We start from the raw sequence: 18,125 nt of genomic DNA on the forward strand, positions 1-18,125 counted from the left end.
CCCTGTAGCCCGTAGCCCCTAGCCCGCACCCGCCCGCCGCTCAGGAGTCGCTCAAAAGTGGACATGTCCTCCGGCGCGCCTGCCTCCAAGAGTGGGCATGCCCTCCCCTGGGGCCGGGCAGTGGACAGTTGGTGCTTATGTCCAGTGTTGCGGGCCAGGGGAGGGCATGTGCCGTGGTGGGGGACCAGGAAGTCCGGGCTAAGGCATCAGCCCTTGAGGCACTTCCGGTAGGCGGCCATGGCTGTCCCGTAGTTCACCTGGCCCACGAGATCCCCGGGCCTGGTCGGCTTGACCGGCGGCGTGCACTTCGGCGGGACGGGGACGCTGGCCGCGACCTTCACCGCCGTTTTCACCACAGTGCCGGATTCGACGGCGGTAAGCACCAGGGTGCCCGTGCCGGCGGCGGCGCCAGCTGGAACCACCACGCTCACGTTGGCGGCGCCGGCGGTCACCGGTACCGTACCCAGGGCCGTCACCGTGCCCGCAGCATCCGTGAACTCGGCGCGCAGCGAGGCATTCACCGGGCTGCCCAGCGAGGTGAGGTCCAGCTTCGAAACCGCCAGTGTGATGGATTCGCCGCCCTTGACCTCGGCCGCCGTCGTGTTCACGACCGCCACGGAGCGGCGGGCGAAGTCCGGCGAGACCGGGTTGTGGGCCTGCAGGTACTTGATCCAGGCGTCGCGGTCCACGAGCCCGGAGTCCTTGGTGCCCGCGCCTTCCTTGAAGATGCGGAAGTTGTCGCCGCCGGTGGCCAGGAAATTGAACGTCCCGATCCGGTAGGACTTCGCCGGGTCGATCACTGCACCGTTGACCCGGATCGAGGTGATCCGGTCACCGGCGGAGCGGGCGGCGTCGTAGGTGTAGTTCACGTTCTTGGACAGGCCCAGCTGCTGGTACGCACGGCTGGGAACCGTGCCGTCCGGGTTGGTCTGCCACTGCTGCTCCAGCAGGGTCTTGAACTGCGAACCGGTGAGGGACGTGGTCCACAGATTGTTCACGAACGGCAGCACCGCGTTGGCCTCGGCGAACGTGATGGTGCCGTCGGGCGCGTAGTACAGCTCGTTGCGCAGGCCGCCCGGGTTGACGACGCCGATTTCGGCGGCGCCGAGGTCCGGCGCCTTCAGCGCATCCACTAGGGAGTCCGCCACCAGGTTGCCGAGGGTGGACTCGCTGCTCCGGTCATCGCGCACAGCCGGGGAACCGGCGAACGCCGTCGTGATATCCGCAGTGACCTTGCCGACAGGCTGGTTGCCGACCACCGCGGCGTCGGCCAGGGCCTTGTCCACGATGGCCTTGACGGCCGCGACGCGCGGGTACTGCGCCACAAGATCGGCTGCCGGCTGCGCGGCGCTGGTGGTGCGCTGGACGTTGCCGGCCTTGTACCCGGTCACCGACATGGTGCTGGTGTCGATGGTCAGCTGGATCTGGCCGATGAACTCGCCGTAGTTTCCGGTCTGGACAATCGGGCGGGTCTTGCCCGTGGGCTGGCCCGCCGCATCCAGGACCGGGGCGTCCCACGCGTACTGCTTGTGGGTGTGGCCGTTGAAGATCGCCGCCACATCCGGGGTGACCTTCTGGACCATCTTGGCGAAGGGGCCGCCCGCGGCGATTTCCTGCTGCAAAGTGGCGCCGTCGGGCGCGCCCGACCCGGCGCCGTCGTGGTTCTCCACGATGATGACGTCGGCGAGCTTGTCCGCCTTGATCTTCGCCGCGACCCGGTTGATCGCGTCGACGGGGTCACCGAATTCAAGGTCCGCGATGCCTGACGGCGTGACCAGGGACGGCACCTCCTGCGTAACCGTGCCGATCACGGCGACCTTCACGCCGTTCATGTCCAGGACCGTGTATTCCGGCAGGACCGGGGTGGTGGTGCCTTTGGCGTAGACGTTGGCGCCCAGGTACGGGAACTTGGCGTTGGTCCCGCCGGCGGTGACGCGGTCGCGCAGGTCAGCCCAGCCGCCGTCGAACTCGTGGTTGCCCACCGCGGAGGTGCGCAGGTCCAGGGCGTTCAGCACGTCGATGGTCGGCTGGTCCTTGGCGATCGCCGAGGCGAACAGCGAGGCGCCGATGTTGTCGCCGGCCGAGATGAACGCCGTGGCGCCCGGGGCAGCGGCGGCGCGCAGCTTCTCGATGGTCCCGGCGAAGAACACGGTGTTGGAATCGATGCGGCCATGGAAGTCGTTGATGCCCAGGAAGTTCAGCTCAACACTTGCCGGGGTGACGGGCAAGTTCAGGCCCACCACCACGGGATCGTGGTCGCTGGCGCGGAACTGGTCCGGAGCGTAGTAGTCGGTGACGTTGTTGTTGTAGCGGCTGTACTCCAGCGCCACGGATTCCACGGAGTTGATGTTCCAGATGTCCGCGCCGGTGACGGCGGCGTTGGCCGCCGGGGAGGCGAGGATGTGGTCCAGCGAGCCCACGAGGCCGCCGAACAGGTAGGAGTGCTTGGCGGACCCGTCGGCGTTCTTGGCCTTCTCATCCTGGTTGACGTACCCGGCGCCCGTGAGGACGTTGATCGGATCCTCCTTGGCGTAGGAATTGAAGTCACCGATCAGGAAGACCTTGTCCGTGCCCTTGGACTTCTGCAGTTCGTCGGCGAACGCCAGCAGGGACTTGGCCTGGGCGGTGCGCGCCAGGTTCGAGGCGCCCTGGCCCTTGTCGGTGTCATCCGGCGTCGCGGCGGAGCCCTTGGACTTGAAGTGGTTGGCGATCGCGATGAACTTCTTGTCATCGGCGGCGCCGACCGGCTTGAAGACCTGGGCCATCGGCTTGCGGGCGCTGGCGAACGCGACCGTGTCGTTGTGGATGATGGATTCGCCGATCGGTTCGGCGACAGCCAACTTGTAGATGAACGCGGTGCGGATCATGTCCTCGTCCGCCAGCGGGGGTGCGTTGGCGGGCGTGCGGACGTAGTCCCAGATTCCCGGGGTGGCGATGTTCAGGGCATCCACGAGCTTGGCGAGGGCGTCGTCCCGGGTCTTGCCGAACTGGGCCGAGTTCTCGACCTCCATGAGCGTGACGACGTCGGCCCCGGATTTGGAGATCGCCGCGACGATCTTGTCCTGCTGCCGCTTGAAGTTCTCCGCGTTCGCCGCGCCGCGGACGTCGCAGCCGCCCTTGACCGTGATGGGGTTGCCGTCCCGGTCCGGGTAGAACGTGCAGCCGGAGATCTGGTCGCCGGTGGTGGGGAAGTAATTCAGCACGTTGAAGGAGGCAAGCTTGAGATTGCCGCCCACGGCTGCCGGGGTGTCCGCGCGGGTGGCGCCGAAGCTGGCCGGCTGGACGGTGTCCGCGTTGGCGGCCGTCAGCTGGGTCAGGGGCTGGAACTTCCAGGCATTGTTCGCGTAGCTGAGCACCACGTTGGTTTTGAACGCCACCGGCGCGCCGACCCGGACGTGATCGGCCGTGGTCAGATACGGGAGCACCTGGGCCTTCGTGGCGGCGTCCTTGAGGAAGTTCGTGGTGGCGCCGTCGTCGAGCTTGATGCCGCGGGCGGCATTCGCCGCGACCGTGGCGGTGTACTCCGCAGAACCGAACGGCGCGACGGCGGTGGGCTGCGCCAGCGCGGTGGTGCCGCCGGCCAGGCCGATCTCGCCGTACTGGTTCAGCGAGAAGTTGTCCGCCACCGTGACGGGGCCCTGCGGGGTGAGCAGCATGCCTTCGAGGGACTCACGGAAGGCCTCGTCGGCGGGCAGGGCGAAGCCGGTGGCCTTGACCTCGGGGGCGGCCTCGGTGAGCTTCTTCAGATCGGCCGCCGCGGCGACGTTCAGCTGGGTCATGCCGAAGAATTCGCTGACTGCGCCGGTGAGTTCGACGTAGTCGCCGATCCTGACGGCGTCGACTGTGGACGGCGAGTAGACGAACACCGCGTCCGACGCCGCGTGGTTGGCCGGCGTGAGATCGCCGCCTGTGCCGGGGGTCTGGACGTAGTAGCCGGCGAAGCCGCCGGTGGGGAACGTGGCAGTGACCCTGCCGCGGGTGGTGACCGAGGATCCTACCAGCGGGCTTGCGGTGCCGTTGCCCTGGATTTCGGCAATGGTCTTGGCGGCCGGAGGCGTGCCCGGCCCCGGGTCCACGGGTGGATCTACGGGCGGGTCCACGGGGCCGGCAGCGCCACTGGCCGCCGTCGGCGTGATGGCTGCGTTCAGTGCGAAGTCGGCGGCGTTGTTGTTGGTGTCCCCGCCGTTGCTGCGGTTGATGCTCTTGACGTCGGTGTTTCCCGACGGCGCCGCGGCCGCCTGGGCCTCGAAGGTGTTGGAGGTGCCGTAGCCGAGGAGGTCCGCGACGTTGGCCGGTTCGATGACCGAGCCTGTCGGCAGCGGGTTGAATGCTGTGGCCTGTTTGGCCAGCACGATCGTGCCGCCGCCACCGGCCGGGTTGAAACCGGTGGCGGTGGCGTCGGCCGCCGGCAGGTCGGTGCCGGCCGTGCCGTTGCTGCCGCCCTTGAGCAGGTAGTAGCCCTTGGCGGGAATGCTGCCCGCCAGGGCTGCCACCGAGCTCGGCGCACCGGTGCCCGGGGCTGAGCGGTACTGGAGACTCCAGCCCTCCAGTGAGACCGGTGCGTCGGAGCCGTTGTACAGCTCGACAAACTTGTTTTTGAAGGCCGCGCCGGAGCTGCCGCCGCTGAGATAGGCCTCGTTGATGACCACCGGCGAGGTTCCGGTTGCTGCCGGCAACGGTTCGGTGGCGTTAGCCGGCACGGCCGCCGCCAGTGGAGCTGCTATCAGCGCCGCCGACAGTGCTGAGCCCAGCGCTGTTTTCCAGGGTGTTATTTTCATCCGCTCTAACTCTCATTAGGGTGCCCCGGGTAAAGGGCAGGGTGCAGTGCGTCCGCAGGGTGCAGCGGACAGTGGCCGGCCAGAACTCCTGGTCAAGTCGTGCCGGGCCCATCCAAACAGGGGTGAATGAACAACGTATGGACTAAACGTGCATTCGGCGGGACGCCCCCCAGCGGGACGCGCCGCAGCCTTCCCGGAGCGGCTCGAAAGCCCCGGGCGATGGTGACTGGTGATACGGGTGAGCGGTGTCCGGGTGCCTCCACCGGACGCTCCACAGCAGAATACCGGCCAGTAGCCCTCGGGGAAGGCTCTGGCCGGTATTTCCTACAACAATTTTTGTAATTAGGTGGGAAGAGCTCTGGTGTCCTGGCCGGTTAGGCGTCCGTGGCGGACTGCCCGCCCTGTCCGGTGTCAGCCACGATCTTGAACATCGCGCCCGTGGGGTCGGTCAGTGTGGCGAGCCTGCCGAACGGGGTGTTGTCCGGCCCGTCGATGACCTTGGCGCCGAGGGACACTGCCGTCTCGATGGAGGCGTCGGCGTCTTCCACGGCGAAGTAAACCTGCCAGTTGGACGGGACCTCGGCGGGAAGGTAGGCAGACGCGTCCATGATCCCGGCCTTGGCCGCCGGGCCCGCGCCCAGGGTGGTGTAGCGGAACTCCGGGGTGTCGCTCATGACGTCGGTGTCCCAGCCGAACACGTCCTGGTAGAACTTGACGGCGGCGGCGTAGTCCTTGGCGTGGAGCTCGTGCCACGCCGGGGCGCCGGGCTCGGCCGCCAGTTCATAGCCCTTCATCTCAGCCGGCTGCCACACGCCGACCGACGCGCCCGTGGCGTCGGCGATCATCGCCATGCTGCCCTGTTCGGGGACGTCCATGGGCGGCATGTAGACCTGGCCGCCGTGTTCCGTTGCCGCCTTGACGGTGGCGGCGGCGTCCTCCGAGCGCAGGTACGTGGACCACATGTCCGGCCACGCGGCCTGATCCTCCTGCTTCTGCATCAGGCCGGCGACGGACTTGCCGTCCTTCCAGGCGGTGATGTAGCCGCCGTATTTTGTTTCGTCGCCGGTCTGGTACGTCCAACCGAACAGCGCACCGTAGAACGACTTGGCCTTCTCGGCATCGGATGTCATGAGGTCGATCCAACATGGTGCGCCGTTGGAGTGCTCGGGTGTGGGCATGGAGGCTCCTGCTCTCTGTGGCGGCCGTTGACGTGTGGCCGCCGGACTCTGGTTTGTGTGGAGATGGGGTGGTGGAGACACAGAGAGACTATGACGGGGCACGGACAGTTTCAATGCATGGCCAGTCAGAGCCGGCGCGGGAATGCCGAGCGTCGGCCGTACAGGGTGAGCAGCAGGGTGGTGATGCCGAGGGCGATCATGACGACCGGGAGCACCAGCCCGTCGAATGGGGTCAGGAGAAGCGCGCCGAGAATGCCCGCGCCGAAGATAGCCAGGTTGAAGGCGACCGGGAGGAATGCATTGGCGACGTCGGCGTTGTCGCCTCCGGCGGTGGTGAGTGGTCCCTGGACCTGGGCTGATGCGCCGCCGAAGGTGAGGCCCCAGAGAGCGGCGGCGATCAGGATGGCCATTGCCGATGCATGTCCGATCAGCAGAATGAGTCCGGAAGCGACGAACACGGTGACGCTGAGGTGAAGGAGGGGCCTCGGGTGGCGGTCCAGCAGCGCACCGGTGACGGCGACCCCGACGACGGACGCGATGCCGTAGACCAGCAGGACCAGGCTGGCGGAGAGGCCGGTGCCGGTGGCCCGGAGGTAGGGGGCGATGTAGGTGTAGATGGTGCTGTGGGCGAGCATCCAGGCGACGATGACGGCCAGGATGACGGCGACGCCGGGGATCTTGAACACCCGGCCCAGGGGGAGCCGTGACGCCCGCGGTTGGCCGGCGGCGTCGGGGACGCATCCCAGGACCAGCGCAGCCACGATGCCCCCGAGGACGGACAGGGCACCGAAGGACCAGCGCCAATCGAAAGCTGTTCCGATCCAGGCGCCGAGTGGGGTGCCGAACGCGAATCCGAGGGGCGCCCCGGTGGACACGATGGCCAAGGACAACCCTGCGTGCCGGGGCGGGCTGATGCGGCGCCCGTAAGCGGCGAGCATTCCCCAGATGATTCCCGAGAACGCGCCCGCAAAGAATCGTGACACGAGTGACAACGTCACATCAGGTGAGACTGCGGTGACCGTGGTGGCAAGCACGAGACCGGCGATACCGCCGAGCAGCAGCGGCTTTCGTCGCATGCCACGCGTCAGCATGATCGCGGGGATGGTGACGATGACCGTTCCGAGGGCGTATGCGCTGACCAGCAGACCCACCGTACCTTCGCCGGTATGGAGGCCGGCGGCAATGACAGTAAGCAGGCCGGCGGGCATGGTCTCGGTGGCGACGAGGATAAATCCCATGGCGGCCAGGACCACGAGTGCGGTCAGGGGCAGTCTTTGCTGTGCGTTGTCTTCTTGTTCTCTGTTTTCTTGTGCGCTGCCCTCTGGTGTGGCGTCGACCAAGGCACTGGCTTCCTGTGCCGGTGTTCGGGTGGGGGCGGTCGTCATGCGGGTCCTTTCGTGGGTGGCGGTAATGCCTCAGCGTTGGGGTTGGTCAAGCGTGGCTGCGTAGCCACCGGAAGCGGCGCCTTGCCCGACGTCGTCGACCGTTCCGCAGGCCGCGAAGCACAGTCAACGCTCTGGCCAGTCAAGCCCGATTTCCGCGGGCGGGGGAGTCCCCGGTGAGACGTGTACCGGGAGGGAACCCCTTGTTTGGCCGCAGCGATTTACCCTTGATGCATGGATAACCGGGGTGAAGTGCGTGAGTTCCTGATGTCGCGCCGTGCACGACTGACGCCGGAACAAGCGGGCCTTGCGGCAGGCTCGAACCGACGGGTGGCCGGATTGAGGCGCAGCGAGGTTGCGGTCCTCGCCGACGTCAGCGTGGAGTACTACGCCAAGCTGGAGCGTGGTTCGATCGCCGGTGCGTCCTCGTCCGTGCTCGAATCCATCTCCCGGGCCCTCCGGCTTGACGACACCGAGCGTGCCCACTTGTTCGATCTGGCCCGCGCCGCAGACGGCATCCCGACCTCTGGACGGTCGCGCAGGCGCGCGACCGTCCAGGCAGGGGCGCGTCTGAGCCTGCAGTGGGCGCTGGAAGCGATCACCGAGGGCGTCGCATTCGTTCGCGACCCGTACCAAAACCTGCTCGCGACGAACGCGTTGGGCCGGGCGTTCTACTCTCCGGTGATCGGGGACGGCGGCCGAACCCCTAACTTGGCGCGGTTCCAGTTCCTCGACCCCGCCTCGCGCGACTTCTACCCCGACTGGGACTTGTTCGGCGAAATGTGCGTCGGCATCATGCGCGCTGAAGCCGGCCGCGACCCCCACGACCGCACCATGCAGGACCTGGTCGGCGAACTGTCGACCCGCAGTGAGACGTTTCGGACACTGTGGGGCGCCCATAATGTGCGGACCCACGGGTCCGGCACGAAACGCTTTCACCACCCCGTGGCCGGCGAACTCACGCTGGCCTACGAGGAACTGGCGATCACCGCGGAACCGGGCCTGGTCCTCATGGTCTACACCGCCGAGCCGGGCTCGCCCTCAGCGGAACGGCTGCACCTCCTCGCCAGCTGGAGTGCAAGCGAAGACGCCACGATCGAACGGCGCCGGGCAACCAGCTGACGGAGGGAAAGTTCCGTGCCCGCCAGCGAGCGTGTTACCCGGCGCCGGAGTTGCCTTAGACGTAGTTCAGGCTGATGAGCAGCGCCTTGAGCTGGGCGTATTGGTCTGTTGCCATCCAGGCCTTAGCGGCGGCCCGGGTCGGGAACGCGGGGTCGTTGAAAAGAACACTCGTGGTGAGCCCGCCGTTCCCCGTGGCCAGGAGCCCGCAGCCTGAGGTGACGCCTTTGCCCTGCTCCAGGTATCGAGGGTCGCGGAGACCCATTCCGTAAAAATCGCGGGTCGAAGAGGATTCCACGGCGAACCCAAAAACGGGTTTAGTGCCGTCCGGTGCGGTCATTCCCGGAGCCTGCACCTTATCGAACACTTCGCGGGAGGTGGGCGCAGTTGCGCAACCAGTGGTAAAGCCAGTTTGTAGTGAGAGCAGATCGTTGCCGGCGCCGTCGGAAACGATCGCTTCAACGCCGGGGACGGTTCGGGCAGGCGGGAGGACCGTGCGCACGGTCCAGGTCGACGGATACGTGAAGGAAATGTGGCCATCCGGGAAAGTGAACGTCTTCCGCGCAGGTGCTGCAGGCTTCGCTGACGGGGCAGGCGCCGCAACCGGGGGTGCCGCGCTGGCGGTCGGCGCCACCGGTGCTGGAGTGGCGGTTGGTGTGGCCGTCACGGTCGGCGCGGCCCCAGCCGTGGCCCCCGTGGTCGAGCGCGGAGCGGCAGCGGCAGGATCAGTTCCTGGCCGTGATGCACATCCGGCAAGGACGAGGCTGAGCGCAATGCCCGCCATTGTGACATGCGCGTAAAACCCGGTGCGGTTGAGACCCACTTTTTTGTTCCCCCAATATTTGCGACGGCGGGGTGATTATCCCGCTCGAGACCTCAGTATCAGGTATGCGGCCGGAAGTTATTGTCAGGTCTGGAAGACGGTGCAGAACCGTTACCTTGGGCTGCCAGTTGGCCGCCAACACGGCCAACATTGACAGCAGATGATTCTTGGGCCGGTCGGGAGTTTCACTCCGGGGCGGAGACGAGTAAGGCCGGCCGGAACGATCTTTCGATCGCCCCGGGCCGGCCTCTGAACCGCGCAAGATCTGCGCTCCCGCGGAAGGTAAGAGATTCGAACTCTTGGTACGGGGTCACCGCACACTGGTTTTCAAGACCAGCTCCATCGGCCGCTCGGACAACCTTCCCTAACGAGTAGTCTTTCATAGGCAGTCGGCTGCAACAAAAACCAAAAACACGGTGCGCTTGCGGACGCGTGCAGCTCCCCGCCATATTCTGGGGAGTGATGTTGATCGGACCTGGCGATCGCGGCGAACGTGCGCGGAGCCAGTTAGGAATCGGGAGTGCTCCATGAAGGCTGTCTATATATCAGAGCCCGGCGGACCCGAGGTCCTGGAAGTCCGTGAGGTTCAGGCCCCGGTGGCCGGCCCCGGGGAGGTGCTGATCGACGTCGTGGCCGCGGGCCTTAACCGTGCCGATGTCCAGCAGCGCAAGGGCTTCTACCCGCCGCCCCCGGGCGCCTCGGAGGTCCCCGGGCTGGAGGTCTCCGGCCGGATCGCAGGCTTCGGTCCGGGCGTGACCAAGGCGTTTTCCGTGGGGGACAAGGTGGTGGCGCTGCTCGCCGGCGGCGGCTACGCCCAGCAGGTGGCCGTGCCCGCGGGGCAGGTCCTGAGGATCCCCGACGGCGTGGATCTGGTCACGGCGGCGTCGCTGCCCGAGGTCGCGGCGACGGTCTATTCCAACCTGATCATGACGGCGCAGCTGCAGCCGGGCGAAACTGTCCTCATCCACGGAGCCACAGGCGGTATCGGCACCATGGCCATCCAGCTGGCCAAGGCCGTTGGCGCCCGCGTGGCCACGACGGCCGGGAACGCGGAAAAAGTCGGCACCGCCAAAGCCTTCCTCGGGGCGGACATCGCCATCAACTACGCGGAGGAAGACTTCCCGGCGAGCCTGCGCGCGCAAAACGGCGGAAAGGGCGCGGACGTCATCCTCGACGTCGTCGGGGCCAAATACCTCGAGCAGAACATCGATGCTCTCGCCGACTACGGCCGCCTCGTGGTGATCGGGCTGCAGGGCGGCGCAAGGGCGGAACTGGACCTTGGCCAGCTGCTGCAGAAACGGGCCGCCATCATCGCCACCGCGCTGCGTCCCCGCCCGGTCGAGGAAAAGACCGTGATCATGAACGCCGTCCGCGACGCCGTGTGGCCGATGCTGACCGACGGCAGGATCCGGCCCCTCGTGGCCAAGAGCTTCCCGCTGGACCAGGTCGCCGCCGCACACACCTACTTCGACTCCGGCGACCACGTGGGCAAGGTCCTGCTGGTCATGTAGCGGGGTGCCGGATCCGGCCTGAAACCGCAGGTCCGGGCCGACTTATTCCGTGCGGGGCATGCGCTGTTTTGCGGCAAGGACACCAAAGACGATAGCGTGGTTCCATACGCGGTATACACGCGTCTTGGGGCGCGTGTATGCTGTGTGATTTCGTGACTTAGCGATTCCGGGGGCGCCATGTCTATCCGTCACAGTCTCCTCGCCCTCTTGCAGGACCGCCCGCGCTACGGGTACCAGCTCAGGACCGAATTCGAGGACCGCACCGGGTCCTCCTGGCCGCTGAACATCGGACAGGTCTACACCACCCTGGACCGGCTGGAACGCGACGGGCTGGTCCGCAAAGACGGCGGCGACGGCGACGGGCACGTCATCTACAGCATCACCACGGCCGGCCGGACCGAAGTCGGCTCCTGGTTCACGGCCCCGGTATCCCGCGCGAATCCGCCCCGGAATGAACTGGCCATCAAGCTCGCCCTCGGCCTCACGATTCCCGGGACAGACGTCGGCGCCATCATCCAGGCCCAGCGGACGGTCTCCATCCGCGCGCTGCAGGACTACACCAAGTCCCGCCGCGACACGGCCGCGCTTCAGCGCCCGGCCGACACCGCCAGGCTCCTGGTGCTGGATTCCCTCATCTTCCAGACCGAAGCCGAGGTGCGCTGGCTGGACCTCTGCGAGGCCCGCCTCGTGCAGCTCAGCAACCTCCGGGCGTAGCCGGGCCGACCGCTCGTCGCGCAATCCACACCGCCGGGCGCAGGGACCCGACCGGGACCCGCCCGCATTGGTAGGGTGCCGGAGGGCAGTTCTGTACCGGTGGACTGCCCAGCTGGGTTTCTCAAGGAGGAGACATGGGCACAATGCCAGATGGCACACAACGCGAAAGCACAAACAACCTCACGCAGGGCAGCGCGCGTGGCACCGCGCAACTCGACGACGGGGTCGTTCCGGACCCGTCCCTCCCGCCGACGTCGGTGGATGAGTCGGTCCGCGACGCCGCGGACCGCGCCTGGACGCCCGCCAAGATCGCGCTGTGGGCGGCCATTGCGCTGCTGGGCGGGACCGCCTGGTTCATGCTCGCCATCATCCGCGGCGAGACCGTCAATGCCATCTGGTTTGTGTTCGCCTCCGTCTGCACCTACCTGATCGGCTACCGCTTCTACTCCAAGGTCATTGAGCGTTACCTGACCAAGCCCAACGACCGCCGTGCCACCCCGGCCGAATACAAGGCCGACGGCAAGGACTACGTCCGGACGGACCGCAACGTCCTCTTCGGCCACCACTTCGCCGCCATCGCCGGCGCCGGCCCCCTGGTGGGCCCGGTCATCGCGGCCCAGATGGGCTACCTGCCCGGCACGATCTGGATCATCATCGGCGTCGTCCTTGCCGGCGCCGTCCAGGACTACCTCGTCCTGTTCTTCTCCATGCGCCGCGGGGGCCGGTCCCTGGGCCAGATGGCCCGCGAGGAACTCGGCGTCATCGGCGGCACGGCCGCCCTCGTCGCAACCCTGCTCATCATGGTGATCATCGTGGCCATCCTCGCCCTGGTGGTTGTCAACGCCCTCGGCGAGAGCCCCTGGGGCGTCTTCTCGGTGGGCATGACCATCCCGATCGCCCTCTTCATGGGCGTGTACCTGCGCTTCATCCGGCCGGGCAAGGTCATGGAGGTGTCCGTGATCGGTTTCGTGCTGCTCATGGCCGCCATCATCGGCGGCGGCGCCGTGGCGGGCACCGAATGGGGTGCCGCGTTCTTCCACCTGGACAAGGTCACCATCGCCTGGGGCCTCATCATCTACGGCTTCATCGCAGCCATCCTGCCCGTCTGGCTCCTCCTGGCCCCCCGCGACTACCTCTCCACGTTCATGAAGATCGGCGTGATTGTGATGCTGGCGCTGGCCATCATCGTGGTCCGCCCCGAAATCACCGTGCCGGCCTTCAGCGAGTTCGCCGGCCGGGACAACGGTCCGGTGTTCTCCGGCGCCCTGTTCCCGTTCCTGTTCGTCACGATCGCCTGCGGCGCGCTGTCCGGGTTCCACGCACTGATCGCCTCCGGCACCACACCGAAGCTGATCGAGAAGGAGCGCCAGACGCGCCTGATCGGCTATGGCGGCATGCTCATGGAATCCTTCGTGGCCATCATGGCCCTCGTGGCCGCAATCTCCATTGACCGCGGCATCTACTTCGCCATGAACGCCCCCGTGGCGCTGACCGGCGGGACCGTCGAGACCGCGGCCGCGTGGGTCAACAGCCTGGGCCTGTCCGGCGTCAACATCACGGCCGGTGATCTCGCGCAGACGGCCAAGGACGTCGGGGAGCAAAGCATCGTGTCGCGTTCGGGCGGCGCGCCCACCCTCGCCGTCGGCCTTGCCCACATCATGCAGCAGTTCATCGGCGGCACCGCGATGATGGCCTTCTGGTACCACTTCGCCATCATGTTTGAGGCCCTCTTCATCCTCACGGCCGTCGACGCCGGCACCCGCGTTGCCCGCTTCATGCTCCAGGACTCGATCGGCAACTTCGTCCCGAAGTTCAAGGAACACTCCTGGCGCCCGGGTGCCTGGCTCTGCACGGCCATCATGGTGGCCGCATGGGGCGCGGTCCTGATCATGGGCGTCACCGACCCGCTGGGCGGCATCAACACCCTGTTCCCGCTGTTCGGGATCGCCAACCAGCTGCTGGCGGCCATCGCCCTCTCGGTCTGCCTGGCCATTGCCGCCAAGCGCACCGCCCCGAAGTACCTGTGGATCGTGGCGGCGCCGCTGGCGTTCGCCGCCGTCGTGACCATCACGGCGAGCTTCTACAAGATCTTCTCGCCCGTTCCGGCGGTGGGCTACTTCGCCAACAACGCAGCCTTCGCCAAGGCTCTGGCGGACGGCAAGACGTCCTTCGGGACCGCCAAGACCCAGGCCGCCATGGAGGCCGTGGTCCGCAACACCATGATCCAGGGATGGCTGTCGATCATCTTCGTGGTGCTGAGCATCATCGTCATCGTCACGGCGGTGATGGCGACCATCAAGGCCCTGCGGAACACGGCCGCGGGGCTCCCCAACGCCGAGAACGAAGACCCCGCCCGGGCCTCCCGTGTCTTCGCCCCGGCAGGGTTTGTTCCCACGGCGGCGGAGCGTGACCTCGTGGCCGAATGGAATCAGCTCCCGGCCGGAGACCGGCTCGAAAAGTCCGGGCACCACTGATGCGGGGCCGGGTGTGAACGCGGTCCTCGCCGGGGTCCGCGGCTTTGCCGCGTACCTCGGCGGAGTGTTGGGCGCCGATGCCTACAAGAAGTACCTGGAACACCATGAGGCCGCCGGGCACACCAGCCCGCCCCTCACCGAGCGGGACTTCTGGCGTGACCGGACCGACCGGCAGGACACCAACCCGCAGGGGCGGTGTTGTTGAGGCGGTGCTGCTGAGCCGGTGTTGCTGAGCCGGTGTTGTTGAGCTGGTGCTGCTGAGCGGCTGATGCTGAGCAGCTGGCCGGGCCGGGGGAGGGGCGGCGTGGGGCACAACGGTGTCCGACGCCGCCCCTCCGCTCCCGGCGGACGCCGGGTCCGGGCCGCCCGGCGCGTGAGAGTATGAAGCCATGAGCGATCAGCACGACACTCAGCCCAGCGCCCAAACTGCCGACGACGAGCCCGTCGAAGGCACACCCGTGGATGACGCCCTGCCCGGGACGCCCCTGGCGCCACCGGCTGCGGTGCCGCCCGGCCGCGCCCGTGGAGCCGGTTCCGGGCCCAGACCGCCCCGGGGAAGCGAACTTCAGGACCTCGTGGACCAGCCCGCGAAGGTCATGCGGATCGGCACGATGGTCAAGCAGTTGCTGGACGAAGTGAAGTCCGCGCCCCTGGACGACGCGGCCCGCGTACGGCTGGCTGAAATCCACGACCGGTCCATCAAGGAACTCGAGGACGGACTGGCCCCGGAGCTCGTTGAGGAGCTCGAACGGATCAACCTCCCCTTTCCGGAGAACGCCACCCCCTCCGACGCGGAACTGAGGATAGCCCAGGCCCAGCTGGTCGGCTGGCTTGAGGGGCTCTTCCACGGCATCCAGACGGCCATCGCGGCGCAGCACGCCGCCAGGGAGCACACCTACGCCCAAATGCAGCTGCGCCAGCTGCCTCCCGGAACCGTGATCGCGCCGGGCGTCATCATCGGGGAAAACGGCGAACCGGTCCGCGCCGCCGCGCCGCGTCACGGCGCGGAGTCCCCCGAGCCGCCCGAACCCGCGGACCCTGACCATGGCCCGGGCCAGTACCTTTAGCGCGACCTTGGGCTTCTTCAGCGCAGCACGGCAAGGCCGCAGGGACGACGCAGAACTTGGCAAGGGGCTCTGGCGGCGCGCCCACGACCGGTTCAACCGCGGACTTGACCGCTACCACCAGGTCCTTGAGGGGGTCGAAGACGAGGCCCTGTACGGCGAGCTCGTCGAGATCGCCAATCAGCTCTCCGCGCTCGCGCCCCGGGTCCGGCAGGTCTGCGTGGAGGCCCAGCGGCGCTTTCCCAGCAATGGATTGGATATCCCGGGGCCGCTGGCAGGGGTCCACCGCGCCCTGTCGACGGCTGGCAACTCCCTGGCCATGACGGCTGAGGCGGCCGCGATGCTCCGGCTCGCAGTGGGGCCGGTCCCGGCGGGTGCCGCGTCGGTGCGGCGGCGCGCCGATTCCGTGCTGGAACAGGTCCACGACGCCGAGCGGCGGCTTGCGGAAGCCGACGGCGGCGGGCCGACGCCAGCCTGAGCCGCTACGCGAATTAGTCTCTTGCACAGGCCCGCCCCGGCATGGCTGGGGTTCCCGATATTTCCCGAAATTCCCGGGTATTCCCGGTTACGCGCCTAGCTTAGCGGCGCCCTGTAGCTGGCCGGAGGGCGCCGAAGTTGGCAGGATACTTATATGACTTTTTCACCGGAACTGACTTTCAATGACGGCAACACCATCCCCCAGCTTGGCTACGGCGTGTGGCAGGTTGAAGATGACGTGGCCGAAAAGGTGGTTGTCCAGGCGTTCGAGGCCGGCTTCCGCCACATCGACACGGCAAAGATCTACGGCAACGAAGCAGGCGTAGGCCGCGCCATCGAGCGTTCCGGCCTCAAGCCCGAGGAAATTTTCATCACCACCAAGCTGTGGAACGCGGACCAGGGCTACGAGTCCACCCTGAAGGCGTTCGAGGAATCCATGGAGCGGCTCGGCCTCGAGACCCTGGACCTGTACCTGATCCACTGGATGCAGCCCAAGCAGGACAAATATGTTGACACCTGGAAGGCGCTCATCGAGCTCCAGAAGCAGGGCCGGGTCAAGACCATTGGCGTCTCCAACTTCACCAAGGAGGGCCTGCAGCGCCTGATCGATGAGACTGGCGTGGTTCCGGCCATCAACCAGGTCGAACTGCACCCGTTCTTCAGCCAGGCCGACCTGCGCGAGTTCAACGCGTCCAAGGGCATCCTCACCCAGGCATGGTCGCCGCTGGGCCAGGGCGGCGAGCTCCTCGAGAGCCCCGTCATTGCCCAGATTGCCGCCAAGCACGGCGCCACCCCGGCCCAGGTGGTCATCGCCTGGCACCTGGCCATCGGCAACGTGGTCATCCCGAAGTCGGTGACCGAGTCCCGGATCCGCGAGAACTACGCGGCCCTGGACGTCAGCCTCGACGAGACCGACATCCAGGCCATCAACGGGCTGGACCGTTCCGCCGAAGATGCCGGCCGGATCGGACCGGATCCGGCCGTCTCCGACTTCGCCTAAGCACCTCCCATGACGCCGGCAGCCAGCCGGCGATCACACAGGGCCTTCACCCCGCACGGGGTGGAGGCCCTTCGGGCGTCCGGCACCTTCCCGCCGTCCGGCCCCTTCCTGACGTCCGCGACCGTGACCGGCCAATCCCACGCGCTCGGAGATAGACGGCCCGGACACAGGCGCCGGTCCCGAAAGCCCCCGGAGTCAGGCGGCGGCCCGGCGCTCTTTCGCCGGAATTGCATCGACCACGGCCCAGCCGTCTTCGCCCGCAACGCAGCGGCTGGCGAAGCGGTCTGCGGCGGCAGCGTCATCGAAGCTCTCGGTGCGGATCCGGCCGCAGTCGGTGTCCAGGTAGGTGACCGCGAAATACAGTGCGCCGTCCTGTGCGTTGTTGAAATCCGCCTCAAAATCTGACTCGATATCATGGCGGAAACTCTGCTGGAAATTCTGGTTGTTCTCCATGATTCCAGTGTGCGACTGACCTCCGACACTAAGACTTCACTCCTCCGGCGTGTTGCCGAGCCGCAGCACCCGTTCCCGCGCCAGGACTTCCTTGCGGCGCTGCCGGTCGGCGGCCCGTGCCGTCTGCTGCGCCAAAGCCGCCGCCAGCTCGTGATTCTTCCGGGCCGTTTTGAGCCCGGCTTCTGCCGCGTCCAGACGCCGCCTGAGCTCGCGCACCTCGTCGGCCAGCAGGGTGGTTTCCGCCGCCGCCTCCGCCAGCTCCGCGGCCGCGCGGCCTGCCTCCTCGTCGGCTTCCGCGGCGGCCACTTCGGCCGCCTCCAGGGCGGCCCGCGCCCGTTCCACCGCCGACGGCGCGGGCGTCATCCGTGCCGTGCCGACGGCCCGGAGGCGGGGTTGTTCCGTTGTCGGCTTTCCGCCGGCAGTTGTGCCACGCTGTGCGGTCCGGTCCGCCGGTTCTGTCCCGCCGGCGCCGGGCGCTGGTTCTGTCCCGCGGACGCTGGCCGTTCCAGGCGCGGCTCCAGTGCCGGGCGCCGTCGCCGCATGGCTCCCCGGGACAGCCACTGCGCCGGCGAGATCGACGACGTCGACCCCGTCCGCCGAGAGCGCCCGGAGCAGGCAGCCGCTTTGCACGGCGGCGGCGGCCCCCGGATCGGCGGTGGCGGCCCGCAGGGTCTGCTCCACTTCCGTTGCGACGGCGGCGCTGATGGCCCGTCCGTGCCGGGCCGCCAAGGCCTGTGCCGCCTTCACCGTGCTGCCGAGGAGCTGGCGCCGCTGCTGGGCGAGGCGACGGAGGTCCGCTGCATCCAGGGCATCCTGTGCGGCCTGCATCGACGTCCCCAGCACAGCCAGCTCCCGCAGGATTTCGGGGCTGTGCGCCGCCAGCATGTTCACCGCCCACGCCGCCACCGACGGCTTGGGCAGGGCACGGACTGCGGCCGCCAGGGCACGCTGCTCGGCGGCGGTGACGCCCGCGGAACTGACGTCTTTGGCCGCCGCCGTTCTAGCAGCCACGAAATCCCCGTAGGGCAATGCATAGAGCGGTCCGGCAATGCCCGCTAGTTCCCGCGATCCCATGCAAGAATCATAGGAGTCTGGCCCCGCCGCGAGTTCGCTGCCCCATCATCAGCCCCGGTGCCGTCACGTTCTGGAGGA

At 67.6% G+C, this 18,125-nt stretch carries 14 protein-coding genes and 1 tRNA gene; 8 read left to right on the top strand and 7 right to left on the bottom strand.

Features of this window, described 5'->3' with window-relative positions:
• Window positions 1-206 precede the first annotated feature (206 nt).
• The 3 genes from AC1DFR_RS19200 to AC1DFR_RS19210 form a co-directional block, all read right to left on the bottom strand.
• A complete protein-coding gene (locus tag AC1DFR_RS19200; protein ID WP_476874202.1) occupies window positions 207-4,778 on the bottom strand; it encodes an ExeM/NucH family extracellular endonuclease in 4,572 nt (1,523 codons plus the stop codon).
• A gap of 374 nt (window positions 4,779-5,152) precedes the next feature.
• Window positions 5,153-5,956 carry a VOC family protein gene (locus AC1DFR_RS19205; RefSeq protein ID WP_476874203.1) on the bottom strand — a complete coding sequence of 268 codons (804 nt, stop codon included), beginning with the start codon at window positions 5,954-5,956 and terminating at the stop codon, window positions 5,153-5,155.
• Between the two features lie 125 nt (window positions 5,957-6,081).
• Window positions 6,082-7,341: an MFS transporter gene (locus AC1DFR_RS19210; RefSeq protein WP_476874204.1), complete on the bottom strand. Its 1,260-nt coding sequence runs from the start codon at window positions 7,339-7,341 to the stop codon at window positions 6,082-6,084.
• A gap of 231 nt (window positions 7,342-7,572) precedes the next feature.
• On the opposite strand from AC1DFR_RS19210, the gene AC1DFR_RS19215 reads away from it, so the two are divergent.
• Window positions 7,573-8,460, top strand: a complete 888-nt coding sequence (locus tag AC1DFR_RS19215; RefSeq protein WP_476874205.1) for a helix-turn-helix transcriptional regulator — start codon at window positions 7,573-7,575, stop codon at window positions 8,458-8,460.
• Between the two features lie 55 nt (window positions 8,461-8,515).
• Here the strand turns inward: AC1DFR_RS19215 and AC1DFR_RS19220 are convergent, their stop codons facing one another.
• Both AC1DFR_RS19220 and AC1DFR_RS19225 read right to left on the bottom strand, forming a co-directional pair.
• Window positions 8,516-8,797, bottom strand: coding sequence for a YciI family protein (locus tag AC1DFR_RS19220; protein ID WP_476874206.1), 282 nt, complete (start codon window positions 8,795-8,797; stop codon window positions 8,516-8,518).
• Between the two features lie 759 nt (window positions 8,798-9,556).
• Window positions 9,557-9,644, bottom strand: a tRNA-Ser gene (locus AC1DFR_RS19225).
• 163 nt (window positions 9,645-9,807) lie between these two features.
• Between AC1DFR_RS19225 and AC1DFR_RS19230 the strand changes: the two genes are divergently transcribed.
• The 7 genes from AC1DFR_RS19230 (at window position 9,808) to AC1DFR_RS19260 (ending at window position 16,520) form a co-directional block, all read left to right on the top strand.
• Window positions 9,808-10,791 (top strand): NAD(P)H-quinone oxidoreductase, encoded by a 984-nt coding sequence (locus tag AC1DFR_RS19230; RefSeq protein ID WP_476874207.1) that lies wholly within the window; start codon window positions 9,808-9,810, stop codon window positions 10,789-10,791.
• Between the two features lie 177 nt (window positions 10,792-10,968).
• The gene (locus tag AC1DFR_RS19235; protein ID WP_223914389.1) at window positions 10,969-11,505 is read left to right on the top strand and encodes a PadR family transcriptional regulator; all 537 of its coding nucleotides are present in this window, start codon (window positions 10,969-10,971) and stop codon (window positions 11,503-11,505) included.
• Between the two features lie 134 nt (window positions 11,506-11,639).
• Window positions 11,640-13,979, top strand: coding sequence for a carbon starvation CstA family protein (locus AC1DFR_RS19240; RefSeq protein WP_476874208.1), 2,340 nt, complete (start codon window positions 11,640-11,642; stop codon window positions 13,977-13,979).
• Window positions 13,980-13,992: 13 nt separating this feature from the next.
• The gene (locus AC1DFR_RS19245) at window positions 13,993-14,184 is read left to right on the top strand and encodes a YbdD/YjiX family protein (RefSeq protein ID WP_476874209.1); all 192 of its coding nucleotides are present in this window, start codon (window positions 13,993-13,995) and stop codon (window positions 14,182-14,184) included.
• Between the two features lie 184 nt (window positions 14,185-14,368).
• Window positions 14,369-15,046, top strand: coding sequence for a bacterial proteasome activator family protein (locus AC1DFR_RS19250; RefSeq protein ID WP_476874210.1), 678 nt, complete (start codon window positions 14,369-14,371; stop codon window positions 15,044-15,046).
• Between the two features lie 7 nt (window positions 15,047-15,053).
• A complete protein-coding gene (locus tag AC1DFR_RS19255) occupies window positions 15,054-15,521 on the top strand; it encodes a hypothetical protein (protein WP_243181865.1) in 468 nt (155 codons plus the stop codon).
• 153 nt (window positions 15,522-15,674) lie between these two features.
• Complete coding sequence (locus AC1DFR_RS19260; RefSeq protein WP_028276361.1) at window positions 15,675-16,520, top strand: aldo/keto reductase; 846 nt, start codon at window positions 15,675-15,677, stop codon at window positions 16,518-16,520.
• Window positions 16,521-16,715: 195 nt separating this feature from the next.
• On the opposite strand, the gene AC1DFR_RS19265 is transcribed toward AC1DFR_RS19260, so the two are convergent.
• Together AC1DFR_RS19265 and AC1DFR_RS19270 are read right to left on the bottom strand one after the other, a co-directional pair.
• Entirely contained in the window at window positions 16,716-16,973 is a 258-nt protein-coding gene (locus tag AC1DFR_RS19265) for a hypothetical protein (protein ID WP_476870949.1), read from the bottom strand.
• Window positions 16,974-17,009: 36 nt separating this feature from the next.
• Window positions 17,010-18,047, bottom strand: a complete 1,038-nt coding sequence (locus AC1DFR_RS19270) for a hypothetical protein (RefSeq protein WP_476874211.1) — start codon at window positions 18,045-18,047, stop codon at window positions 17,010-17,012.
• Window positions 18,048-18,125 lie beyond the last annotated feature (78 nt).

This window comes from Arthrobacter sp. 05T410, assembly GCF_056396505.1.

What these genes read in the sequence shown, in the direction of transcription:
- AC1DFR_RS19200 (WP_476874202.1), bottom strand. Translation starts at nt 4,778, where the DNA reads ATGAAAATAACACCCTGGAAAACAGCGCTGGGCTCAGCACTGTCGGCG.
- AC1DFR_RS19205 (WP_476874203.1), bottom strand. Translation starts at nt 5,956, where the DNA reads ATGCCCACACCCGAGCACTCCAACGGCGCACCATGTTGGATCGACCTC.
- AC1DFR_RS19210 (WP_476874204.1), bottom strand. Translation starts at nt 7,341, where the DNA reads ATGACGACCGCCCCCACCCGAACACCGGCACAGGAAGCCAGTGCCTTG.
- AC1DFR_RS19215 (WP_476874205.1), top strand. Translation starts at nt 7,573, where the DNA reads ATGGATAACCGGGGTGAAGTGCGTGAGTTCCTGATGTCGCGCCGTGCA.
- AC1DFR_RS19220 (WP_476874206.1), bottom strand. Translation starts at nt 8,797, where the DNA reads ATGACCGCACCGGACGGCACTAAACCCGTTTTTGGGTTCGCCGTGGAA.
- AC1DFR_RS19230 (WP_476874207.1), top strand. Translation starts at nt 9,808, where the DNA reads ATGAAGGCTGTCTATATATCAGAGCCCGGCGGACCCGAGGTCCTGGAA.
- AC1DFR_RS19235 (WP_223914389.1), top strand. Translation starts at nt 10,969, where the DNA reads ATGTCTATCCGTCACAGTCTCCTCGCCCTCTTGCAGGACCGCCCGCGC.
- AC1DFR_RS19240 (WP_476874208.1), top strand. Translation starts at nt 11,640, where the DNA reads ATGGGCACAATGCCAGATGGCACACAACGCGAAAGCACAAACAACCTC.
- AC1DFR_RS19250 (WP_476874210.1), top strand. Translation starts at nt 14,369, where the DNA reads ATGAGCGATCAGCACGACACTCAGCCCAGCGCCCAAACTGCCGACGAC.
- AC1DFR_RS19260 (WP_028276361.1), top strand. Translation starts at nt 15,675, where the DNA reads ATGACTTTTTCACCGGAACTGACTTTCAATGACGGCAACACCATCCCC.
- AC1DFR_RS19265 (WP_476870949.1), bottom strand. Translation starts at nt 16,973, where the DNA reads ATGGAGAACAACCAGAATTTCCAGCAGAGTTTCCGCCATGATATCGAG.
- AC1DFR_RS19270 (WP_476874211.1), bottom strand. Translation starts at nt 18,047, where the DNA reads ATGGGATCGCGGGAACTAGCGGGCATTGCCGGACCGCTCTATGCATTG.